Source organism: Stutzerimonas sp. Brlt_14, from assembly GCF_051948915.1.
Lineage (GTDB): Bacteria > Pseudomonadota > Gammaproteobacteria > Pseudomonadales > Pseudomonadaceae > Stutzerimonas > Stutzerimonas stutzeri.
Genome location: NZ_JAYJLM010000006.1, coordinates 35,612 through 58,099 on the forward strand (window position 1 = coordinate 35,612; position 22,488 = coordinate 58,099).

General features: G+C 63.5%; 21 protein-coding genes and 1 tRNA gene. 18 read left to right on the forward strand and 4 right to left on the reverse strand.

What is annotated here, in order from left to right; all coding sequences use genetic code 11:
- The first annotated feature begins 85 nt into the window (after positions 1-85).
- The 9 genes from pdxA to VF716_RS15400 all read left to right on the forward strand — a co-directional run bounded on the left by pdxA (position 86) and on the right by VF716_RS15400 (position 9,946).
- On the forward strand, positions 86-1,075 hold the full coding sequence (gene pdxA / locus VF716_RS15360; protein WP_049325896.1) for a 4-hydroxythreonine-4-phosphate dehydrogenase PdxA: 990 nt from the start codon (positions 86-88) through the stop codon (positions 1,073-1,075).
- Between the two features lie 133 nt (positions 1,076-1,208).
- Entirely contained in the window at positions 1,209-2,003 is a 795-nt protein-coding gene (gene rsmA / locus VF716_RS15365) for a 16S rRNA (adenine(1518)-N(6)/adenine(1519)-N(6))-dimethyltransferase RsmA (protein WP_013981677.1), read from the forward strand.
- A gap of 33 nt (positions 2,004-2,036) precedes the next feature.
- Positions 2,037-2,420, forward strand: a complete 384-nt coding sequence (gene apaG, locus VF716_RS15370) for a Co2+/Mg2+ efflux protein ApaG (protein ID WP_013981676.1) — start codon at positions 2,037-2,039, stop codon at positions 2,418-2,420.
- On the forward strand, positions 2,417-3,244 hold the full coding sequence (locus VF716_RS15375) for a symmetrical bis(5'-nucleosyl)-tetraphosphatase (RefSeq protein WP_011911936.1): 828 nt from the start codon (positions 2,417-2,419) through the stop codon (positions 3,242-3,244). The genes apaG and VF716_RS15375 overlap by 4 nt, the downstream gene beginning before the upstream one ends.
- Positions 3,241-3,570, forward strand: coding sequence for a thiosulfate sulfurtransferase GlpE (gene glpE / locus VF716_RS15380; protein WP_095461305.1), 330 nt, complete (start codon positions 3,241-3,243; stop codon positions 3,568-3,570). Before VF716_RS15375 ends, glpE begins: the two co-directional genes overlap by 4 nt.
- A 271-nt stretch (positions 3,571-3,841) precedes the next feature.
- Complete coding sequence (locus tag VF716_RS15385; protein ID WP_013981674.1) at positions 3,842-5,764, forward strand: PrkA family serine protein kinase; 1,923 nt, start codon at positions 3,842-3,844, stop codon at positions 5,762-5,764.
- An 82-nt stretch (positions 5,765-5,846) separates the two neighbouring features.
- Entirely contained in the window at positions 5,847-7,118 is a 1,272-nt protein-coding gene (locus VF716_RS15390; protein WP_011911933.1) for a YeaH/YhbH family protein, read from the forward strand.
- A 10-nt stretch (positions 7,119-7,128) separates the two neighbouring features.
- A complete protein-coding gene (locus VF716_RS15395) occupies positions 7,129-8,676 on the forward strand; it encodes a SpoVR family protein (RefSeq protein ID WP_095461304.1) in 1,548 nt (515 codons plus the stop codon).
- Positions 8,677-8,770: 94 nt separating this feature from the next.
- Entirely contained in the window at positions 8,771-9,946 is a 1,176-nt protein-coding gene (locus tag VF716_RS15400) for a multifunctional CCA addition/repair protein (protein ID WP_095461303.1), read from the forward strand.
- Here VF716_RS15400 and folK read toward each other — a convergent pair whose 3' ends face one another.
- Positions 9,947-10,489 carry a 2-amino-4-hydroxy-6-hydroxymethyldihydropteridine diphosphokinase gene (folK, locus tag VF716_RS15405; RefSeq protein WP_014595741.1) on the reverse strand — a complete coding sequence of 181 codons (543 nt, stop codon included), beginning with the start codon at positions 10,487-10,489 and terminating at the stop codon, positions 9,947-9,949. It lies immediately after the preceding gene.
- Complete coding sequence (gene folB, locus VF716_RS15410) at positions 10,480-10,833, reverse strand: dihydroneopterin aldolase (protein ID WP_095461302.1); 354 nt, start codon at positions 10,831-10,833, stop codon at positions 10,480-10,482. Before folB ends, folK begins: the two co-directional genes overlap by 10 nt.
- Before the next feature lie 75 nt (positions 10,834-10,908).
- Between folB and plsY the strand changes: the two genes are divergently transcribed.
- Entirely contained in the window at positions 10,909-11,478 is a 570-nt protein-coding gene (plsY, locus tag VF716_RS15415) for a glycerol-3-phosphate 1-O-acyltransferase PlsY (protein ID WP_043942105.1), read from the forward strand.
- Positions 11,479-11,489: 11 nt separating this feature from the next.
- Here the strand turns inward: plsY and tsaD are convergent, their stop codons facing one another.
- Positions 11,490-12,515 (reverse strand): tRNA (adenosine(37)-N6)-threonylcarbamoyltransferase complex transferase subunit TsaD, encoded by a 1,026-nt coding sequence (tsaD, locus tag VF716_RS15420; protein WP_125921162.1) that lies wholly within the window; start codon positions 12,513-12,515, stop codon positions 11,490-11,492.
- 195 nt (positions 12,516-12,710) lie between these two features.
- On the opposite strand from tsaD, the gene rpsU reads away from it, so the two are divergent.
- The 8 genes from rpsU (at position 12,711) to VF716_RS15460 (ending at position 21,373) form a co-directional block, all read left to right on the forward strand.
- Complete coding sequence (gene rpsU / locus VF716_RS15425) at positions 12,711-12,926, forward strand: 30S ribosomal protein S21 (RefSeq protein WP_003290642.1); 216 nt, start codon at positions 12,711-12,713, stop codon at positions 12,924-12,926.
- A 134-nt stretch (positions 12,927-13,060) separates the two neighbouring features.
- Positions 13,061-15,013: a DNA primase gene (gene dnaG, locus VF716_RS15430; protein ID WP_013981667.1), complete on the forward strand. Its 1,953-nt coding sequence runs from the start codon at positions 13,061-13,063 to the stop codon at positions 15,011-15,013.
- A gap of 67 nt (positions 15,014-15,080) precedes the next feature.
- A complete protein-coding gene (gene rpoD, locus VF716_RS15435; protein WP_020307772.1) occupies positions 15,081-16,934 on the forward strand; it encodes an RNA polymerase sigma factor RpoD in 1,854 nt (617 codons plus the stop codon).
- A gap of 110 nt (positions 16,935-17,044) precedes the next feature.
- Positions 17,045-17,121 (forward strand) — tRNA-Ile (locus VF716_RS15440).
- A gap of 217 nt (positions 17,122-17,338) precedes the next feature.
- Positions 17,339-19,129: an SLC13 family permease gene (locus tag VF716_RS15445; protein WP_013981665.1), complete on the forward strand. Its 1,791-nt coding sequence runs from the start codon at positions 17,339-17,341 to the stop codon at positions 19,127-19,129.
- Positions 19,130-19,221: 92 nt separating this feature from the next.
- Positions 19,222-20,499, forward strand: coding sequence for a bifunctional O-acetylhomoserine aminocarboxypropyltransferase/cysteine synthase (locus VF716_RS15450; protein WP_011911801.1), 1,278 nt, complete (start codon positions 19,222-19,224; stop codon positions 20,497-20,499).
- A gap of 68 nt (positions 20,500-20,567) precedes the next feature.
- Complete coding sequence (trxC, locus tag VF716_RS15455) at positions 20,568-21,005, forward strand: thioredoxin TrxC (protein ID WP_011911800.1); 438 nt, start codon at positions 20,568-20,570, stop codon at positions 21,003-21,005.
- A 77-nt stretch (positions 21,006-21,082) separates the two neighbouring features.
- Positions 21,083-21,373: a hypothetical protein gene (locus VF716_RS15460; protein ID WP_011911799.1), complete on the forward strand. Its 291-nt coding sequence runs from the start codon at positions 21,083-21,085 to the stop codon at positions 21,371-21,373.
- A gap of 8 nt (positions 21,374-21,381) precedes the next feature.
- Here VF716_RS15460 and VF716_RS15465 read toward each other — a convergent pair whose 3' ends face one another.
- Positions 21,382-22,281 carry a LysR family transcriptional regulator gene (locus tag VF716_RS15465; RefSeq protein WP_011911798.1) on the reverse strand — a complete coding sequence of 300 codons (900 nt, stop codon included), beginning with the start codon at positions 22,279-22,281 and terminating at the stop codon, positions 21,382-21,384.
- Positions 22,282-22,488 lie beyond the last annotated feature (207 nt).

The window sequence follows — 22,488 nt, forward strand, 5'->3', positions numbered from 1 at the left end:
CAGCAATGCGGGGTGATGGCCTGAGGGTCGCCACCCCGTTTTCATTTCCGGCGGATCACTGCCCGATGCCTAGCGGAGAATCTCGATGCCCACGTCCCGCCCCTTCGTTCTGACGCCCGGCGAACCGGCCGGCATCGGCCCGGATCTGTGCCTGTTGCTGGCACGCCAGGCGCAACCGCGGCCACTGGTGGCCATCGCCAGCCGCGCGCTGCTGGCCCAGCGCGCCGAACAGCTGGGGCTGAGCATCGAACTGCGCGATGCCGGACCGCAGGACTGGCCCGGCGAGCCCGCGCCAGCCAACTGTCTGTACGTCTGGGACACACCGCTCGCCACTGCGGTGACGGCAGGCCAGCTCGACCCGCGCAATGCTCACTATGTACTGGAGACGTTGACCCGCGCCGGACGCGGCTGCCTGGACGGCAGTTTCGCCGGCATGATCACCGCCCCGGTGCACAAGGGCGTGATCAACGAAGCCGGCATTCCCTTCTCGGGACACACCGAATTTCTCGCCGAGCTGACCCACACCGAACAGGTGGTGATGATGCTCGCCACGCGCGGCCTGCGTGTGGCGCTGGTAACCACCCACCTGCCGCTCAGGGATGTCGCCGATGCGATCACCGCCGAGCGTCTGCAGCGGGTCACGCGCATCCTGCACGCGGACCTGGTGAGCAAGTTCGGTATCGCCCGCCCACGCATTCTGGTCTGTGGCCTGAATCCCCATGCCGGGGAAGGCGGCCACCTGGGGCGCGAGGAAATCGAAGTCATCGAGCCGACGCTGGCGGGTCTGCGCGAGGAGGGCATCGAGCTGATCGGCCCACTGCCCGCCGACACGTTGTTCACCCCCAAGCACCTCGAACACTGCGATGCAGTGCTGGCGATGTATCACGATCAGGGCCTGCCGGTGCTCAAGTACAAGGGCTTCGGCGCAGCGGTCAACGTCACCCTCGGCCTGCCGATCGTACGCACCTCTGTGGACCACGGCACCGCCCTGGACCTTGCCGGGACCGGCCGCGTCGACATCGGCAGCCTGCAGGTCGCGCTGGAAACGGCCTATCAGATGTCGGGCGCCGCTTAGGAAGCCGGTCCACCCCGGCATCCGTCTCGCAATGGGTGCCGGCCCGGCGACTCAGCTGGTAAGCTTCGCACCTTTCATTTTTCGCTTTACGCTCTTGCTTGACGCTTGCGGCTTGAAGCCTGGAGCTGCCTTCATGTCCGACTACCAACACCGCGCGCGCAAACGCTTCGGCCAGAACTTCCTGCACGACGCCGGCGTGATCCACCGCATTCTGCGGGCGATCCACGCCAAGCCGGGTGAGCGACTGGTGGAGATCGGTCCCGGGCAAGGTGCCCTCACCGAAGGGCTGCTCGACAGCGGCGCCCAGCTGGATGTCGTCGAGCTCGACCTGGACCTGATCCCCATCCTGCAGGCCAAGTTCGCCGGGCGCGAGAACTTCAACCTGAACCAGGGCGACGCCCTGAAGTTCGACTTCAGCCGGCTCAGCCAGGAGCCGGCCAGCCTGCGCATCGTCGGCAACCTGCCCTACAACATCTCGACCCCGCTGATCTTCCACCTGCTCGAACACGCCCAGCTGATCCGTGACATGCACTTCATGCTGCAGAAGGAAGTGGTCGAGCGATTGGCCGCGCAACCTGGCGGGGGTGATTGGGGGCGGCTGTCGATCATGGTGCAGTATCACTGCCGGGTGGAGCATCTGTTCAACGTCGGCCCGGGCGCCTTCAACCCGGCACCGAAGGTCGATTCGGCGATCGTTCGCCTGGTGCCGCACGAGACGCTGCCTCATCCGGCGCGGGATCACCGCCAGCTCGAGCGCGTCGTGCGCGAGGCGTTCAATCAACGGCGCAAGACCCTGCGCAACACCCTCAAGGGCCTGCTGGATGCCGAAGCCATCGAGGCAGCGGGCGTAGATGGCAGTCTGCGCCCCGAACAGCTGGACCTGGCGGCCTTCGTCCGCCTTTCCGATCAACTGACCGAGCGCAGCTAGGGCATCCGCCCTGGCGCCTCCCGCGAGCTGACCATGACCGAAGACCCACGCTACCGCATCGACGTCAGCGTCACGCCCCGCTATCTGGCCGCGCAATCCGAGCCGGAACAAAACCGCTATGCCTTTGCCTACACCGTAACCATCGAGAACAAAGGCGAGGTGGCGGCGCAGCTGCTGTCGCGACACTGGATCATCACCGACGGCGACGGCCACGTGCAGGAAGTGCGTGGCGCCGGCGTCATCGGCGAACAACCGTTGATCGCACCGGGCGAGCACCACGTCTACACCAGCGGAACGTTGCTGCCGACCTGTGTCGGCAGCATGCAGGGCAGCTATCAGATGGTGGCCGAGGACGGTCACAGCTTCGATGCCGTCATCGCACCGTTCCGCCTTGCCGTACCCGGAGCATTGCATTGACCACCTATGCCGTCGGCGACCTGCAGGGTTGCCTCGAACCCCTGACCTGCCTTCTGGAGCGGGTCGACTTCAGCCCCTCGCGGGATTGCCTGTGGCTGGCCGGTGATCTGGTCAACCGCGGCCCGCAGTCGCTGGAAGCCCTGCGTTTCGTGCGCGACCTCGAATCCTCCGCGATCACCGTGCTGGGCAACCACGACCTGCACCTGCTGGCGGTGGCCCATAACATCGAGCGCATGCGCAAGTCCGACACCCTGCAGGCGATCCTCGACGCTCCGGATCGCGCCGACCTGATCGACTGGTTGCGCCAGCAGAAACTCATTCACTATGACGCCGAGCGGCATACCGCCATGGTGCACGCCGGCATCCCGCCGCAGTGGTCGCTGGAAAAGGCCCTGCGCCGCGCCGCCGAGGTTGAGCAGGCGCTGCAGGACGACGCATTGCTGCTGCCCTTCCTCGACGGCATGTATGGCAACCAGCCGGCGAAGTGGAACAAGGAGCTGCACGGAGTGCCGCGCCTGCGCCTGATCACGAACTACTTCACCCGCATGCGCTTCTGCAAGGCCGACGGCACGCTCGACCTGGACGCCAAGGAAGGTGCCGACAGCGCGCCAGCCGGCTACGCGCCCTGGTTCAGTCACGCCAGCCGCAAGACCCGCAACGTCAAGCTGATCTTCGGCCACTGGGCCGCACTGGAAGGCCAGTGCGACGAGCCGAACGTCTTCGCGCTGGACACCGGCTGCGTCTGGGGCAACGCCATGACCCTGATGAACCTCGACAGCGGCGAAATGCATCGCTGCGAATGCGAACACGGGAAACCTGCATGACCGACTTCAAACGCATCCCGCCGGAACAGGCCCACGCCATGCGCAATGCAGGCGCGGTCATCGTCGATATCCGCGACCCGCACAGCTTCGCCAACGGCCATATCAGCGGCTCGCGGCACCTGGACAACCGTTCGCTGCCGGACTTCATCGCTGCGGCCGACCTCGACCATCCGCTGATCGTTACCTGCTATCACGGCCACTCCAGCCAGAGCGCCGCCGCCTATCTGGTCAACCAGGGCTTCTCCGAGGTCTACAGCCTCGACGGTGGCTTCGAGCTCTGGCGCCATACCTACCCCAGCGACGTCGAGCACGACGAACAACAGTAAAAAATTATTTCGCCTCAACGCCGCGTCATCCGCGGCCCAGACGCTGTTGTCAGCCGAACGGCAGCGCCGAAAACCCCTCGCGCACCTTGACCTTGCCGAATCCGAACTATCCTTGAGTTCAGGCCATCCAAATAAATGAAGCCGGGAAACGGCTGACGGAATTCAGGGTTTCGACCATTAGGTGTTCGGGGGAACTCCACTGGCCGCCACTTCGGCCGTGCTCCAGAGTGCCTGATGACGCGCCTATTCGTGCATCGATCGAGGTGAAGTCATGAGCATTTTCAGCCACTTCCAGCAACGTTTCGAAGCGACCCGCCAGGAGGAATATTCACTCCAGGAATACCTCGATCTGTGCAAGGCGGACCCACGAACCTACGCCAGCGCGGCCGAGCGCCTGCTGATGGCGATCGGCGAGCCCGAACTGGTGGACACTTCCACCGACCCACGACTGTCGCGCATCTTCTCCAACAAGGTGATCCGCCGTTATCCGGCCTTCGAGGATTTCCATGGCATGGAGGAATGCATCGACCAGATCGTCTCCTACTTCCGCCACGCCGCACAGGGCCTGGAAGAGAAGAAGCAGATCCTCTATCTCCTCGGCCCGGTGGGCGGCGGCAAGTCGTCGCTGGCCGAAAAGCTCAAGCAACTGATGGAACGCGTGCCCTTCTACGCCATCAAGGGCTCGCCGGTCTTCGAATCGCCGTTGGGGCTGTTCAACCCGGTGGAGGACGCGCAGATCCTCGAGGAGGACTACGGCATCCCGCCGCGCTACCTGAACTCGATCATGTCGCCCTGGGCCACCAAGCGCCTGCAGGAATTCGGCGGCGACATTTCCAAGTTCCGCGTGGTCAAGCTCTATCCGTCGATCCTCAACCAGATCGCCGTGGCCAAGACCGAGCCGGGTGACGAGAACAACCAGGACATCTCTTCGCTGGTGGGCAAGGTGGATATCCGCAAGCTCGAGGAATTCCCGCAGAACGATGCCGACGCCTACAGCTACTCGGGCGCGCTGTGCCGGGCCAACCAGGGCCTTATGGAATTCGTCGAGATGTTCAAGGCGCCGATCAAGGTCTTGCACCCGCTGCTGACCGCGACTCAGGAGGGCAACTACAACAGCACCGAGGGCCTGGGCGCGATTCCCTACAGCGGCATCCTGCTGGCCCACTCCAACGAGTCGGAGTGGCACAGCTTCCGCAACAACAAGAACAACGAGGCCTTCATCGACCGCATCTACATCGTCAAGGTGCCGTACTGCCTGCGCGTCTCGGATGAGATCAAGATCTACGACAAGCTGCTGGCCAACAGCTCGCTGTCCAGAGCTCATTGCGCGCCGGACACGCTGAAGATGCTGGCGCAGTTCTCGGTGCTGTCGCGCCTGAAGGAGCCAGAGAACTCCAACATCTATTCGAAGATGCGCGTCTATGACGGCGAGAACCTCAAGGACACCGATCCCAAGGCAAAGTCGATCCAGGAATACCGCGATGCCGCTGGCGTCGACGAGGGCATGAACGGGCTTTCCACCCGTTTCGCCTTCAAGATTCTTTCCAAGGTATTCAACTTCGACCCCCATGAGATCGCCGCCAACCCGGTGCACCTGCTTTACGTGCTGGAGCAGCAGATCGAGCAGGAACAGTTCCCCGCCGAGGTGCGCGAGCGCTACCTGCGCTTCATCAAGGAGTACCTGGCGCCGCGCTACATCGAGTTCATCGGCAAAGAGATCCAGACCGCTTATCTCGAGTCGTACAGCGAGTACGGGCAGAACATCTTCGATCGCTACGTGCTGTACGCCGACTTCTGGATTCAGGATCAGGAATACCGCGATCCGGAGACCGGCGAAATCCTCAACCGCGTGGCGCTCAACGAGGAGCTGGAAAAGATCGAGAAGCCAGCCGGCATCAGCAACCCGAAGGATTTCCGCAACGAGATCGTCAACTTCGTGCTGCGCGCCCGCGCCAACAACAACGGCAAGAACCCGTCGTGGCTGTCCTACGAGAAGCTGCGCGTGGTGATCGAGAAGAAGATGTTCTCCAACACCGAGGACCTGCTGCCGGTCATCAGCTTCAACGCCAAGGCCAGCAAGGAAGACCAGAAGAAGCACAACGATTTCGTCGTGCGCATGGTTGAGCGCGGCTATACCGAGAAGCAGGTTCGCCTGCTCTCCGAGTGGTATCTGCGGGTGCGTAAATCGCAGTAAGCGGCTGGAAGCCTGAAGCCGGGAACGGAACGCTCCGCTTCCGGCTTCAGGTCTATGCTTTTCAGCCTAGCCCGGAGGGCCTATGAGCTACGTGATCGACCGTCGCCTGAATGGCAAGAACAAAAGCACGGTGAACCGCCAGCGCTTCCTGCAGCGGTACCGTGGGCACATCAAGAAAGCGGTGGAGGAAGCCGTTGGCCGTCGTTCCATCACCGACATGGAACATGGCGAACAGATCAGCATCCCCGGACGCGACATCGATGAGCCGGTACTTCACCACGGCCGCGGCGGACGCCAGACCATCGTCCACCCCGGCAACAAGGAGTTTGTCGCCGGCGAGCGCATTCCAAGGCCGCAGGGTGGCGGCGGTGGGCAAGGCGCAGGCCAGGCCAGCAACAGCGGCGAAGGCATGGACGACTTCGTCTTTCAGATCACCCAGGAGGAGTTTCTCGACTTCATGTTCGAGGACCTGGAGCTGCCCAACCTGGTCAAGCGTCACCTTACCGGCACGGACACCTTCAAGACGGTACGCGCCGGCATCGCCAACGAAGGCAACCCGTCGCGCATCAACATCGTCCGCACCCTGCGTTCGGCCCATGCCCGCCGCATTGCGCTATCGGGCAGCAGCCGTGCCCAGCTCAGGGCGCTGAAGGCCGAGCTGGAACGGCTGCGACTGGAGGAGCCGCACAATTTCGGCGACATCAAGGCTGCCGAAGAAGAGATCGAACGGCTCAAGGCGCGCATCAACCGCGTGCCATTTCTGGACACCTTCGATCTCAAGTACAACCTGCTGGTCAAGCATCCCAACCCCAGCTCGAAGGCGGTGATGTTCTGCCTGATGGACGTTTCCGGTTCGATGACCCAGTCCACCAAGGACATCGCCAAGCGCTTCTTCATCCTGTTGTACCTGTTCCTCAAGCGGAACTACGACAAGATCGACGTGGTATTCATTCGCCACCACACCAGCGCCAAGGAAGTGGACGAGGAAGAGTTCTTCTACTCGCGCGAAACCGGCGGCACCATCGTTTCCAGCGCGCTGAAGATGATGCAGGAGATCATGGCCGAGCGTTATCCGGCCAACGAGTGGAACATCTACGCCGCGCAAGCTTCCGACGGCGACAACTGGAACGACGATTCGCCGCTGTGCCGCGATATCCTGATCAACCAGATCATGCCGTTCGTGCAGTACTTCACCTACGTCGAAATCACCCCGCGCGAACACCAGGCGCTTTGGTACGAATACAACCAGGTCGCCGAAGCCTTTTCCGATGCGTTCGCCCAACAGCAACTGGTGAGTGCCGCGGACATCTATCCGGTGTTCCGCGAACTCTTCCAGCGGCGCATGACCAGCTGAGGTGTGCAGCATGAAACGACAGCCCATTTCCACCGGCTCGGAATGGACCTTCGACCTGATCCGGCAATACGACCGCGAAATCGGCCGCATCGCCGAACGCTACGCGCTGGATACCTATCCGAACCAGATCGAGGTGATTACCGCCGAGCAGATGATGGACGCCTATGCGTCGGTGGGCATGCCGCTGGGCTATCACCACTGGTCCTACGGCAAGCAGTTCCTGCATACCGAAAAGCACTACAAACGTGGCCAGATGGGGCTGGCCTACGAGATCGTGATCAACTCCGACCCCTGCATTGCCTACCTCATGGAAGAGAACACCATGTGCATGCAGGCACTGGTAATTGCCCATGCGAGCTACGGCCACAATAGTTTCTTCAAGGGCAACTACCTGTTCCGCACCTGGACCGACGCCAGCTCAATCATCGACTACCTGGTGTTCGCCAAGCAGTACATCATGCAGTGCGAGGAACGCCACGGCATCGATGCGGTGGAAGACCTGCTCGACTCGTGCCACGCGCTGATGAACTACGGCGTCGACCGCTACAAGCGCCCCTACCCCATCTCTGCCGAGGAAGAACGGCGCCGGCAGAAGGACCGCGAGGAGCATCTGCAGCGGCAGATCAACGATCTCTGGCGAACCATTCCCAAGGGCGCCGACAAGGGCGACGGGCAGGCCGGGAACCAGCGCTTCCCGGCCGAGCCGCAGGAGAACATCCTCTACTTCATCGAGAAGCATGCGCCGCTGCTGGAACCCTGGCAGCGGGAGATCGTGCGCATCGTGCGCAAGATCGCGCAGTACTTCTACCCGCAGCGCCAGACCCAGGTGATGAACGAGGGCTGGGCCACCTTCTGGCACTACACCCTGCTCAACGATCTGTACGACGAAGGCCTGGTCACCGACGGCTTCATGATGGAGTTTCTGCAGTCGCACACCAGCGTCATCTACCAGCCCGGATTCGACAGCCCCTACTACAGCGGCATGAACCCTTACACCCTCGGCTTCGCCATGTACCAGGACATCCGCCGGATCTGCGAGAACCCGACCGAAGAGGACAAGCGCTGGTTCCCGGACATCGCCGGCAGCGACTGGCTGACCACGGTGAAATTCGCCATGAACAACTTCAAGGACGAGAGCTTCATCCTGCAATTCCTCTCGCCCAAGGTGATCCGCGACCTGAAGCTGTTCAGCATTCTCGACGACGACCGCAAGGACGAACTGCTGGTGCCGGCGATCCACGACGAAAGTGGCTACCACACCATTCGCGAACTGCTCGCGGCGCAGTACAACCTCGGTAATCGCGAGCCCAACGTGCAGGTGTGGAACGTCGACCGCCGTGGTGATCGCTCGCTGACCCTGCGTCACATGCAGCATGACCGCAAGCCGCTGGGCGCATCCACCGACGAGGTACTCAAGCATCTGCACCGGCTGTGGGGGTTCGACGTGCACCTGCAATCGATGCAGGACGACAAGCTGGTCAACACCCATCACATGCCCCCGCGCGCCAGCAACGAGACGGAGACCGACAGCCGCTTCCCCGGCATGAACTTCGCCTGACCGACGTCGCGGGCAACGCCCGCGACCCCTTTCTCAGCACAATCTGTGGCCATACGGCCGATATCCTTTATCCTCCGCGCCTACGGAGGTGGTTATGCAGATCTACAAAGTCGGCGGCGCGGTGCGTGATCGCCTGCTGGGGCGCGCAGTCAGTGAAGTGGACTGGGTGGTGGTCGGCGCCACCCCGGAGGTAATGCAGGCCCGGGGCTTTCGCCCGGTGGGCGCAGACTTTCCGGTGTTCCTGCATCCGCAGAGCGGCGAGGAGTACGCCCTGGCGCGTACCGAGCGCAAGAGCGGCCGCGGTTATGGCGGCTTCACCTTCCATGCCAGCCCCGAGGTCACCCTCGAGGAGGATCTGCAGCGACGCGACCTCACCATCAATGCCATTGCCGAAGACGAGCAGGGGCAACTGATCGACCCCTACGGTGGCCAGCGTGATCTGCAGGCCCGACTGTTGCGCCACGTGTCGCCGGCCTTCGCCGAAGACCCGCTGCGCGTGCTGCGCGTGGCGCGCTTCGCCGCGCGTTACGCCGAGCTCGGCTTCCGCATCGCCGACGAAACCCTTGAGCTGATGCGTCAGCTGGCGCGCTCCGGCGAGCTGTCGGCACTCACCGCCGAACGCAGCTGGAAGGAGATCTCCCGCGCATTGATGGAGCCGCGCCCGGATGTCTTCATTCAGGTACTGCAAGCCTGTCACGCCCTACCGGAGCTGTTCCCCGAACTGGCTGCCAGTTTCGAGGAGCAGAGCGCACATGGCGAAGCATTGCTTGGCGCACTGCGGCGCTGTGCGAAGCACGCCCAGCCACTGCCGGTACGCTGGGCCTGCCTGTTACGCGGCAGCGCCGGACCAGCCGCCAGCCAGGAGGCACGCCTGCAGGCCATCGCCGCCCTGAACCAGCGCTGCAAGGCGCCGCGGGATTGCCAGGAACTGGCGATGCTGTTCGGCCGCTACCACCAGGACGCACTCGATGCACGCACGCTGCCCGCCGAGGCATTGCTCGACATGCTGCAGCACTTCGATATCTATCGCCGCCCGGAACGCTTCGAGCACTTCATCGCGGCCTGCGAAATGACCGCCCCGGCAGACGGCTCCGCGCAACCCTTACCCCAGGTCGACTACCTGCGGGCGGCGGCGAAAACAGCTCGTGACGTCGCGATCAAACCGCTGCTGGAACAAGGCCACCAGGGCGCCGAGCTGGGCAAGGCACTCGCCGCTGCCCGACTCGAGGCACTGGGGCGGCATTGCCAGCAGAATGCGAATAACGGCTAGTCAGGCACAACGCGGCGGGTGGGCGCGGACCAGCTCCGGGGGCGTGAGCTCCGCGCCGCGCCACTGGAAGGGCACCGGCCAGAGCTGTTGGTCGATGGTCGATTGCGCCCACAGCTCGGCAAAGCTGGCATCCGCGGCGGGATGCCGTACGGTCGGGGCCAGCAGCGCCAGCGGCCAGAGCACGAAGGCGTTCTTGAGAATCTCCGCACGCGGCAGCAGCAAACCGTGGAAATTGCCGACCAGCTCGCCATAGAGCAGCACGTCGATATCCAGTGGCAATCCCTTGCGATCCGGCGCGTAACGCCCGTTGTCCGCCTCGATGAACTTGAGCCGCCGGTCCAGTTCGGTCAGCGGCAGCTCGGTATCGCCGGCGACCACGAGGTTGTAGAAGTTGTCGCCCTTGTAGCCAACCGCCAGACTCTCGAACACCGGCGAACAACGCATGCTCACCAGCAGCTCGGCCAGCGCATCGAGGCCGGCATGCAGATGGGGCTCACGCTGGACATTGCTGCCCAGGCCGAGCAGCACCGGAGTTAGCGACATCCGCGTTCGATCTCCACGCCCAGCGCACGGGCGCGCGCATTGACGCCGGGCTTGGTGACCCGCAGGCGCAGCCAGAGAATGCCGAACTCGCCCATCAAGCGCTGCGCCAGGCGTTCGGCGAAGGTCTCGACCAGCTCGAAGCGCGCCTCGGCAGCGAACTGATCAATGGCCGCCGCGACCTTGGCATAGTCCAACGCCTTGTCCAGCTCGTCGTTCCGCGCCGCCGGACGGATGTCCCAGCCCAGCGTCAGGTCCAACTGCAGGCACTGCCGGATGCCGCGCTCCCAATCATAGGCGCCGATCACCGTATCCACTTCCAGGCCTTCGATGAAGACTGTATCCACGCAACGTTCTCCTGCGGCACGACAAGCTCGAAACGCGCCGTTAGACTCAGGGACTCCCTGCCCCGGATGGATTCCATGTTCTGGCTGCTGACCTTGCTCGCGTACCTGATCGGCTCGCTGTCATTCGCCATACTGCTCAGCCGCCTGGCCGGAATACCCGACCCGCGCGCCAGTGGCTCCGGCAACCCCGGTGCCACCAATATGCTTCGTCTGGCCGGCAAGCGTCTGGCGATCTGCACGCTGTTCGGCGATCTGCTCAAGGGCTTGCTGCCCGTCCTGCTGGCCGCCTCGCTGGACATGAGCGTTCAGCAGCAGGCCTGGATCGGTCTGGCGGCGGTATGCGGCCATCTCTATCCGTTGTACTTCCGTTTTCGCGGCGGCAAGGGCGTGGCGACCGCCGCCGGCGCCCTGCTCGCGCTCTACCCGCCGGCCGCGCTGTTGGCCATCGCCGCCTGGCTCCTGGTATTCCGCATGACCCGCACCAGTTCGCTGGCAGCCCTGATCGCCCTGCCGCTCTGCCTGCCGCTGCTGGCCTGGCAGCAGCCCGGTGCGCTGCTGCCGATGAGCCTGTTGGCAACGCTGATAGTCTGGCGTCACCGCAGCAATGTGCGCGATCTGTTCGCTGGCCGGGAAAGGCACTTCTAGGTCGATGCGGTTCAGATCGCCGGCAGCGTCTCCATTGACCAGCGTGGCTGCACGGCGATCGCCGGCCCATCATGCTGGCCCGCCAGCAGGCGTTGACAGCCAGCGTAGGCGATCATTGCGCCGTTGTCGGTGCAGAAACGTGGCCGCGCATAGAACACCTGCCCCTTGAGTTCGGCAAGCATTGTTTCCAGCGACTGACGCAGCGACTGGTTGGCACTGACCCCTCCGGCGATGACCAGCGATTTCAGCCCGGTCTGCTTCAGCGCCCGTCGGCACTTGATGGTCAGCGTCTCCACCACCGCCTGCTGGAAGGCCAGCGCGATGTCACAGCGAGTCTGCTCGCTGTCGTCGCCGGCATCGCGGCACTGCCGCCAGGTATTGAGCGTGAAGGTCTTCAACCCACTGAAGCTGAAGTCCAGTCCCGGCCGGTCGGTCATCGGGCGCGGGAAGACGAAGCGGCCCGGCGTGCCCTGCTCGGCCAGCCGTGCGATCTCCGGTCCGCCCGGGTAGCGCAGGCCCATGAGCTTGGCGGTCTTGTCGAACGCCTCGCCAGCGGCATCGTCCACCGATTCGCCGAGCAGCTCGTAGCGGCCGATGCCATCCACACGCACCAGCTGCGTATGCCCGCCAGACACCAGCAAGGCGACGAACGGAAACGCCGGAGGCTGCGCTTCGAGCATCGGCGCCAGCAGATGGCCTTCCATATGATGCACGCCGACCGCCGGCACGCCCCAGGCCAGCGCCAGCGCCTGAGCACAGGACGCACCGACCAGCAGGGCACCGACCAGACCCGGGCCGGCCGTATAGGCCACCGCGTCGACCTGCCCCGGCTCGCGGCCGGCCTCGGCCAGCACCTGACGGATCAGCGGCAGCATGCGTTTCACGTGATCACGGGAAGCCAGCTCCGGCACCACGCCGCCATAGACGCGATGCAGGTCGATCTGGCTGAATAGCGCGTCGGCCAGCAGGCCCCGCTCGCTGTCATAGAGCGCGACGCCCGTTTCGTCGCAGGACGTTTCCAACCCCAGCACCAGCATGGGTTCAACCTTCCGGAAGGCGAATGAAGCCGTGCATATTAATCGTCGGGCCGTCCGACCGACCAGCGCTTTTCGATCAGGGGCTTTGCATTCCGGCATTGGAGCGGGTAACATCCGCAACCCTTAAAACCAGCGTGCTTGCGAGTCATTGCCGAAGCGCGTTGCCACCGGTAATCAAGTGAAGGTAAGTCCTGGATGCCCGCTGTCAAAGTTAAAGAGAATGAACCCTTCGACGTAGCACTGCGTCGCTTCAAGCGCTCCTGCGAAAAAGCCGGCGTTCTGGCCGAAGTCCGTTCGCGTGAGTTCTACGAGAAGCCGACTGCCGAGCGCAAGCGCAAGGCTGCTGCCGCAGTCAAGCGTCACGCCAAGAAAGTGCAGCGCGAGCAGCGCCGTAGCGTCCGCCTGTACTGATCCAGTACGGCTGACGTCGCATCAAACCCGGCTTCGGCCGGGTTTTGCATTGCATGCAGACTCCGCTTCGCCAGCCGGCGAAAGGCCGGAGTTTTTTTCATTTCCGGCGCATGCGAGCGTAATCTGATACCCCTATGGCCGGACTGATCCCCCAATCCTTCATCGATGACCTGCTCAACCGCTCCGACATCGTCGAAGTGGTCGGTTCGCGCATCCAGCTGAAGAAGACCGGCAAGAACTACAGCGCCCTCTGCCCGTTCCACAAGGAAAAGACGCCGTCCTTCAGCGTCAGCCCGGACAAACAGTTCTACTACTGCTTTGGCTGCGGCGCCGGCGGCAACGCCCTCGGCTTCGTCATGGACCACGACCAGCTGGACTTCCCCCAGGCGGTCGAAGAGCTGGCAAAGCGCGCCGGCATGGAAGTCCCACGCGAGGACAGCGGGCGCAAGCACAAGCCCCGCCAGCCGGTCGATTCACCGCTCTACCCACTGCTCGCCGCCGCCGCCGACTATTACCGCCAGGCGCTGAAAAGCCATCCGACGCGCAAAGCCGCGGTGGAATACCTCAAGGGACGCGGGCTGTCCGGCGTCATCGCCCGCGACTTCGGCCTGGGCTTCGCACCGCCCGGCTGGGACAACCTGATGAAGCACCTCGGCGGCGACGCGCTTCAGCAGAAGGCGCTGATCGATGCCGGCCTGCTGATCGAGAACGCCGAGAACGGCAAGCGCTACGACCGCTTTCGCGACCGCGTGATGTTTCCCATCCGCGACAGCCGTGGTCGGGTGATCGCCTTCGGCGGTCGGGTGCTGGGCGACGACAAGCCCAAATATCTCAACTCGCCGGAGACCCCGGTATTCCACAAGGGCCAGGAGCTCTACGGCCTCTACGAAGCGCGCCAGGCCAACCGCGATCTCGACGAGATCATGGTGGTCGAGGGCTACATGGACGTCATTGCCCTGGCCCAGCAAGGTCTGCGCAATGCCGTCGCCACCCTGGGCACCGCCACCAGCGAGGAACACCTCAAACGCCTGTTCCGCATCGTTCCCAGCGTGCTGTTCTGCTTCGACGGGGACGCCGCCGGACGCAAGGCTGCCTGGCGCGCACTGGAGGCTACATTGCCGAACCTTCAGGACGGGCGCCGCGCCCGCTTTCTGTTCCTGCCGGACGGCGAAGATCCGGACACCCTGGTCCGCGCCGAGGGCACCGACGCCTTTCGCGCCCGCATACAGCAGCACTCGCAACCACTGGCCGACTATTTCTTCCAGCAACTGAGTGAAGAGGCCGATCCACGTTCCCTGGAAGGCAAGGCCCATCTGGCGACACTGGCCGCACCGCTCATCGAAAAGATACCGGGCAACAACCTGCGCGCACTGATGCGTCAGCGCCTGGCCGAGATCACTGGGCTCAACGGCGAGGCGCTGCAGCACATGGCCGCCGCGCCCGTATCCGCGCCCAGCAGCACGCCGACCTACGACGACTACACCTACTACGACGCCAGCCCGGCCTACGGCGAGCCCGACCACTTCGAGCCACCGGAACCCGTGCAGCCGCAACCGCGCAACGGCAAGCCAGGCAAGAAAGAGTGGAAAAAGGACTGGAAAAAAAACGGCCAGGGTCCAGACTTAATGCCACGCGGGCCGCGCACACCCGCCACGGTCGAGCCTCCGGCACTGACCACCCTGCGCACCCTGCTGCACCACCCGGAGCTGGCGCAGAAGGTCGAAGACGTCAGCCATTTCGCCGCAGAAGACGATACCTATGCCCAACTGCTGGTAGCGCTGCTCGGCACTCTGCAGAAAAACCCCAAGCTGCGCAGCCTGCAGCTGATCGCCCGGTGGCACGGCACCGATCAGGGGCGACTTTTACGCGCACTGGCAGAGAAAGAATGGCTGATCTCTGCCGATAACCTTGAACAGCAGTTTTTCGACACCATTAATAGCCTTGCCGCCAGACAGCGGGAACGGCGCCTCGAAAGCCTGCTGCGCAAGGCTCGCCAGGGTGAACTCAGCGCAGAGGAAAAAGACCAACTGCGTAACCTATTGAGCCGCAACGCAATACCCGCTACACCGACCTCAACTGGCGCGTGAGGTCCTAGCTCGGCTATAATGCTCAGCTTGTTTTCAGCCCGCCAGAACCTTCAGTGGATAGGGTTATATGTCCGGAAAAGCGCAACAGCAGTCCCGCCTCAAAGAGTTGATCCAGCGTGGCCGTGAGCAGGGTTACCTGACTTACGCCGAGGTCAACGACCACCTGCCGGAGGATATTTCCGATCCGGAACAGGTGGAAGACATCATTCGCATGATCAACGACATGGGCATCAACGTATTCGAGACCGCTCCGGATGCCGATGCCCTGTTGTTGGCCGAAGCCGATACCGATGAAGCCGCAGCCGAAGAGGCCGCAGCCGCACTCGCCGCGGTCGAGACCGATATCGGCCGCACCACCGACCCAGTGCGCATGTACATGCGCGAGATGGGCACCGTCGAACTGCTGACCCGCGAAGGCGAGATCGAAATCGCCAAACGCATCGAGGAAGGCATTCGCGAAGTCATGAGCGCGATCGCCCACTTCCCTGGCACCGTCGACAGCATCCTCGCCGACTACGAGCGCGTGACGAACGAAGGCGGTCGCCTGTCCGACATCCTCAGCGGCTACATCGACCCCGACGACGACGGTGCTGCCGCACCGCAGGAAGTCGAGCCGGAAACGCCACAGACCACGGCCAAGCCGGTCGCCGACGACAAGGACGACGACGAAGAAGAAGAGTCGGATACCGAGGAAGAAGAAGGCGACGGCGGGCCCGATCCGGAAGTTGCGCGCGTGCGCTTCGGCGCGGTCGCCGAACAGCTTGAGAAAGCCAACAAGGCCCTTAAGAAGCACGGCCGCGCCAGCCAGCAGGCCACCGAGGAGCTCGAAGCCCTCGCCATCCTGTTCATGCCGATCAAGCTCGTGCCCAAGCAGTACGATGCCCTGGTCGAGCGCGTGCGTGATGCCCTGAACCAGATCCGCGCTCAGGAACGCGCCATCATGCAGTTGTGCGTGCGTGATGCCCGCATGCCGCGCGCCGACTTCCTGCGTCAGTTCCCGAGCAACGAGACCAATCTCGACTGGGCCGAGCAATTGGCTGCAGGCAAGAGCAAGTACGCCGAAGCCATCGGCAACCGCAAGGAAGAGATTCAGCGCTGCCAGCAGAAGCTCATCGAACTGGAACAGCAGTGCGAACTCGCCATCGCCGACATCAAGGACATCAATCGCCGCATGTCCATTGGTGAGGCCAAGGCCCGCCGGGCGAAGAAGGAGATGGTCGAGGCCAACCTGCGCCTGGTGATCTCCATAGCCAAGAAGTACACCAACCGCGGCCTGCAGTTCCTCGATCTGATCCAGGAAGGCAACATCGGCCTGATGAAGGCGGTGGACAAGTTCGAATACCGCCGCGGCTACAAGTTCTCGACTTACGCCACCTGGTGGATTCGCCAGGCGATCACTCGCTCCATTGCCGACCAGGCGCGGACCATCCGCATCCCGGTACACATGATCGAGACGATCAACAAGCTCAACCGCATCTCCCGTCAGATGCTGCAGGAAATGGGCCGCGAGCCCACGCCCGAAGAGCTTGGCGAGCGCATGGAAATGCCCGAGGACAAGATCCGCAAGGTACTGAAGATCGCCAAGGAGCCAATCTCCATGGAAACGCCGATCGGTGACGACGAAGACTCGCACCTGGGCGATTTCATCGAAGATTCGGCCATGCAGTCGCCGATCGACGTGGCCACCGTGGAAAGCCTCAAGGAAGCCACCCGCGAAGTACTGTCCGGCCTCACCGCCCGTGAAGCCAAGGTACTGCGTATGCGCTTCGGCATCGACATGAATACCGACCACACCCTCGAGGAAGTCGGCAAGCAGTTCGATGTCACCCGCGAGCGCATTCGTCAGATCGAAGCCAAGGCGCTGCGCAAGCTGCGCCACCCGACGAGAAGCGAGCACCTGCGCTCCTTCCTCGACGAGTAAGACCCAGAACCCCCGGCATGCCGGGGGTTTCTTTTTCACCAATGCCTATCAAACAGGGCGCTTCGATTGGCGCCACTGTCATCCGCCGTTATAATCCGCCGGCCTTCTGGGGGCCTATAGCTCAGTTGGTTAGAGCAGAGGACTCATAATCCTTTGGTCCACGGTTCGAGTCCGTGTGGGCCCACCACCTTCAAAGCCGCGCATTGCGCGGCTTTTTCATTTGTGCAGGACACCAGGTCTGCCCTACAGCTGTCGCGCTGGAGTGCCGGCTACTGCCATAGCTCGCTAATAACCAGATCGCATATAAACAGCAGGAAAGGTTTCTGGACTCTCTAAGCTGACCTCTCTATCGTGCGCGCGGGGCCGCTGTTCGGCTCTTCGTCGTCGCCACCTTAAGGATGTCCATGTTTCCCGAATCGCTGCCGCTGTTGTTCGTCTGCGCCTTGCTGATCTGGGTATTGGTGGCGTTCATCAGGGAGAGCTGGAGCCCGGATATCGTCGTCGCAATCGCGGTGGCGGTGTTGCTGGCCACCCAGCTGCTGACACCGGGCGAGGTGCTCGGCGTGCTGTCCAACTCGGCGCCAGTGACGATCGCCTGCATGTTCATCATCTCCGCGGCGCTGGAGCGCACCGGCTGTATCGATGCCCTGGGCACCTGGCTCGGCGACCTGGTCGGCACCAGCCCTACCCGCGTACTGTTCGGCCTGACGATCACCGCGCTGGTGATTTCCGCCTGCCTGAACAACACGCCAGTGGTCGCAATCCTCACGCCGGTGGCGATTTCGCTGGCCAAGCGCGCCGGCACCACGCCGTCGAAGCTGCTGATTCCGTTGTCCTACGCGACCATTCTCGGCGGCACGCTGACCATGATCGGCACGTCCACCAACATCCTCGTCGATGGCGTGGCGCGCAAGGCCGGCCTGGCGCCGTTCGGCATGTTCGAGATTACTGCGGCCGGCCTGATCATGGCAGCTGCCGGCATGATCTACCTGCTGACGGTCGGCAGGCATCTGCTACCGGAGCGCGACACCCTGTCCAAGCTGCTCGGCCCGCGCCTGGATCGCAACTTCATGACCGAACTGCGCGTGCCGCTCAACTCCCCGGTGATCGGCAAGACCATCGCCGAGGCCAACCTGAACGGCGGCAGCGGCCTGCAGGTGCTGCAGGTGAACCGCGACAGCCAGCTGTTCAGCCGCCCGGAGCACGACTTCGTCCTCAGCGCCGGCGACCTGCTGATGATCCACGGGCAGGTCAAGGATGTGGTGGAGCTGCGCGAGAGCGGCCACCTGACCTTCAACCGCGGCGATGCCTTCGAGACCATCAGCAGCGAAGACGTGATTCTCGCCGAAGCCATTGTCGGCCGCGGGTCGCGCTACAGCCACCGGCCGATGCGCGACCTCGACCTGTCCGCCCGCTATGGCATCAGCGTGCTTGCGGTGCACCGCCAGGACGAGAACATTCAAGGCAACTTCGATGATTTCCAGCTGCAGTTCGGCGACGTCATGCTGGTCGAAGGCACGCCGGCGCAGATCAAGCGTTTCGCCGACAACGGCGAGCTGATCAGCCTCAACGCCGTACAGGAGCGCGCGTTCCGCCGTGACAAGGCGCCGATCGCCATCATCGCCACGCTGGCAGTGATGGGGCTCGCCGCCTTCGGCGTGATGCCGATCGAAGGCCTGGCGATCATCGGCGCCGCCACGGTACTGGCCACGCGCTGCCTCGATGTCGAGGACGCCTACAAGGCCGTGGACTGGAAGATCCTCAGTCTGATCTTCGGCATGCTGGCCATCAGCATCGCCATGGACAAGGTAGGACTGGTACAGCTGATCGTACAGAACGTGACCACCGTGACGCCCTGGGCCGGGCCGTTGTTCATGCTGTCGTTCATCTACCTGCTGACCTCGCTGCTCACCGAGATGCTGTCCAACAACGCCGTGGCGGTGCTGATCACCCCCATCGCCATCGGCCTGGCGCAGCACCTGGGCGTCGACCCACGCGCCTTCGTGGTGGCGGTGATGTTCGCAGCAAGCGCCAGCTTCGCCACACCGATCGGCTACCAGACCAATACCTTCGTCTACAACGCCGGGGGCTATCGCTTCGCCGACTTTCTCAAGATCGGCATCCCGCTGAACCTGCTGCTCTGGCTGGTCGGAACGCTGGTGATCCCGCTGTTCTGGCCACTCACGCCGATTTGACGGAAAGGCTTGCGCTGGATCATTGACCGGTCAGGTGTTCAGTTTCATGCTCTCGGGCCTTTGCCATGACGAACAAGAAAAAGGAGCGCGCCATGAAACTGGAAACCCTCGCCATCCACGCTGGCTACAGCCCAGACCCCACCACCAGGGCGGTGGCGGTGCCGATCTACCAGACCACCTCCTACGCCTTCGATGACACCCAGCACGGCGCCGACCTGTTCGACCTGAAGGTGCCGGGCAACATCTACACGCGCATCATGAATCCCACCACCGACGTGCTCGAACAGCGCGTCGCAGCGCTTGAAGGCGGGGTGGCCGCACTTGCCGTAGCTTCGGGCATGGCAGCGATCACCTACGCCATCCAGACCATCGCCGAAGTAGGCGACAACATCGTCTCGGTGGCCAAACTCTATGGCGGCACCTACAACCTGTTTGCCCACACCCTGCCGCGCCAGGGCATCGAGGTGCGTTTCGCCGCCCACGATGACATCGCAGCGCTGGAAGCGCTGATCGACGATCGCACCAAGGCGGTGTTCTGCGAATCCATCGGCAACCCGGCGGGCAATGTCATCGATCTCGCCGCCCTGGCCGAGGCCGCGCACCGCCACGGTGTGCCGCTGATCGTCGACAACACAGTCGCCACGCCGATGCTCTGCCGGCCGTTCGAGCATGGCGCCGACATCGTCGTGCATTCGCTGACCAAGTACATGGGCGGCCACGGCACCAGCATTGGCGGCATCGTCGTCGACTCCGGCAAATTCCCCTGGGCACAGCACAAGGAGCGCTTCGCCCTGCTGAACACGCCGGACGTGTCCTACCACGGCGTCACCTACACCGAGGCCTTCGGCCCGGCCGCCTTCATCGGTCGCTGCCGCGTGGTGCCGCTGCGCAACATGGGCGCAGCGATTTCCCCGTTCAACTCGTTTCTGATCCTGCAGGGGCTGGAAACCCTGGCGCTGCGCATGGAGCGTCATTGCGAGAATGCGCTGAAGGTCGCCGAGTTCCTCCAGGCCCACCCGCAGGTAGCCTGGGTCAAGTACGCCGGCCTGCCGGATCATCCCGAACACGAACTGGCACGCCGCTACATGGGCGGCACGCCGGCCTCGATCCTCTGCTTCGGCATCGAAGGCGGCATGGAGGCCGGCGCACGGTTCATCGATGCACTCAAGCTGGTGGTGCGCCTGGTCAACATCGGCGATGCCAAGTCCCTGGCCTGCCATCCGGCGAGTACCACGCACCGCCAGCTGAATGCCGAGGAGCTGGCCCGCGCCGGGGTGTCGCAGGATCTGATCCGGCTGTCCATCGGCATCGAGCATATCGACGACATCCTTGCCGACCTGGCCCAGGCGCTGAGCGCATCCAGGGGCTGAGAGCGCCCGCGGCTTGATATCCGCCGGCGAGGCTCCACATTATCGGCATACCGCCGTGGAGCCTCGCCATGACCGATTCGTTGATCGTTCCCTGCGCACAGTGCGCCAGCCTCAACCGCATCCCTGCCGCGCGCGTACATGACGCGCCACGCTGCGGGCGCTGCAAGTCCGAGGCGCTACCGGACCAACCGTTCGAGCTGCAACAGAGCCAGTTCGCCAACCAGATCAAGGGCGACCTGCCGCTACTGGTGGATGTCTGGGCGAGCTGGTGTGGCCCCTGCCGCAGCTTCGCCCCGACCTTCGCCCAGGCCGCCCGCCAGCTGCAGGGCCGCTGCCGCCTGGCCAAGCTCGACAGCGAAGCCAATGCCCAGCTGTCGACACAGCTCGGAATCCGCTCCATTCCCAGCCTGATCCTGTTCCGTGACGGTCGCGAAGTGGCACGACAGAGCGGTGCCATGCCACTGCCGCAACTGCTCGCCTGGCTGGCACAGCAGGGCGTGCGGTGAGGGGCCGACCGTCTGCTGGAACGTTTGCCGTTGCCGTCGAGTCCACTGAACATCAGTGACCTCCACGGGAGCGCCTCATGTTCGGCAAGTCTTCGCACACCTTCGAAATCAACTACATCTACCAGAACGACCCGCGCGCCGAGACCTATGACGCCGACGTCGACAGCCTGTCCCAGGGCGAGGCGGCGCGGCACCTCATCCAGCTGCACAATGCCGACGCCGAGAACAGCCTGGTGATGCCGAAGGCCGATGCCGACGAGGCGCAGCTGCTGGAGCAGGCCGAAGTCCTGGGCATCACCGACATCCGCGTGACCCGTGTGCACAAGCACGAGAAAGGCGATACACCCGGCCACTACAAGCAGCCCTGAGCGAACGCCTAGCGCTGCGCGGAGGCCTCGCGCGTTACCAGCTCCATGAAGGCCTGCGCCAACGGCGACTGCTCCTGCCGGCGTTTGACCAGCCAGACGGCGGTGGTCGCATCCTTGTCCTGCAGGGTGAGAAAGCGCACGCCGTCGATGCGGATGCGCTGGAACGACGCCGGCAACACCGACACTCCCAGCCCGGCGGCGACCAGGCCGATGATGGTCAGCGCCTCGTTCGCCTCTTGGGCAATGCGTGGATTGAAGCCCGCACGGCGCGCCAGGCTGAGCAACTGGTCGTACAGCCCCGTACCGTAGCTGCGCGGGAAGAACACGAAGGGCTCCTCGGCCAGATCAGCCAACGTCAGCCCCTCGTCCCCGGCATCCGCCAGCCGGTGTCCCGCATGCATCAGCGCCACCAGCGGCTCACTGAACAGCTCGACGGTCTGCAGGCCCGCAGGCAACGCGAACGGGCGAATCATGCCCACTTGCAGCGTCTCGTCCTGGACGGCATCGACCACCTGCTTGCTGGTCATCTCCTGCAAATCCAGATGCACCGCAGGAAAGGTGCGGCGAAAGGCCAGAATCGCCCGCGGCAGGATCGAGGTGAACGGCGCCGATGAGGTGAACCCCACCTTGAGCTCACCGATTTCGCCCTGTTCGGCGCGCCGGGCCACGTCTACCGACTTGTCGACCTGCGCGAGCGTGCGCCGCGTTTCCTCGAGAAACAACCGGCCCGCGTCGGTCAGCGCCACGCGCCGGTTGGTCCGATCGAACAGCCTTACGCCGAGTTCCTGTTCCAGCGCCTGGATCTGCTGGCTCAACGGCGGCTGTGAAATGCGCAGCTGTTCGGCGGCGCGACCGAAGTGCAGTTCCTCGGCGACCGCCACGAAGTAGCGGAGATGACGCAGCTCCATGAGGATTCCTTATGAGTCGCAAAACATATCATTCAGGTCGAATAATATATTGGATAGCTTAAACAAAGCTTCCTATCATTTCGTCCATAAACCCAAACAACAGCAATCGCGCCCGTCGATCGAAAAAGCGATCACAGGCGTAACGGGCCGCTTTTGGCCGGAAAAAGCGAATCGGACAGAGGTCTTCATCGTGAGCAGTACGCACGA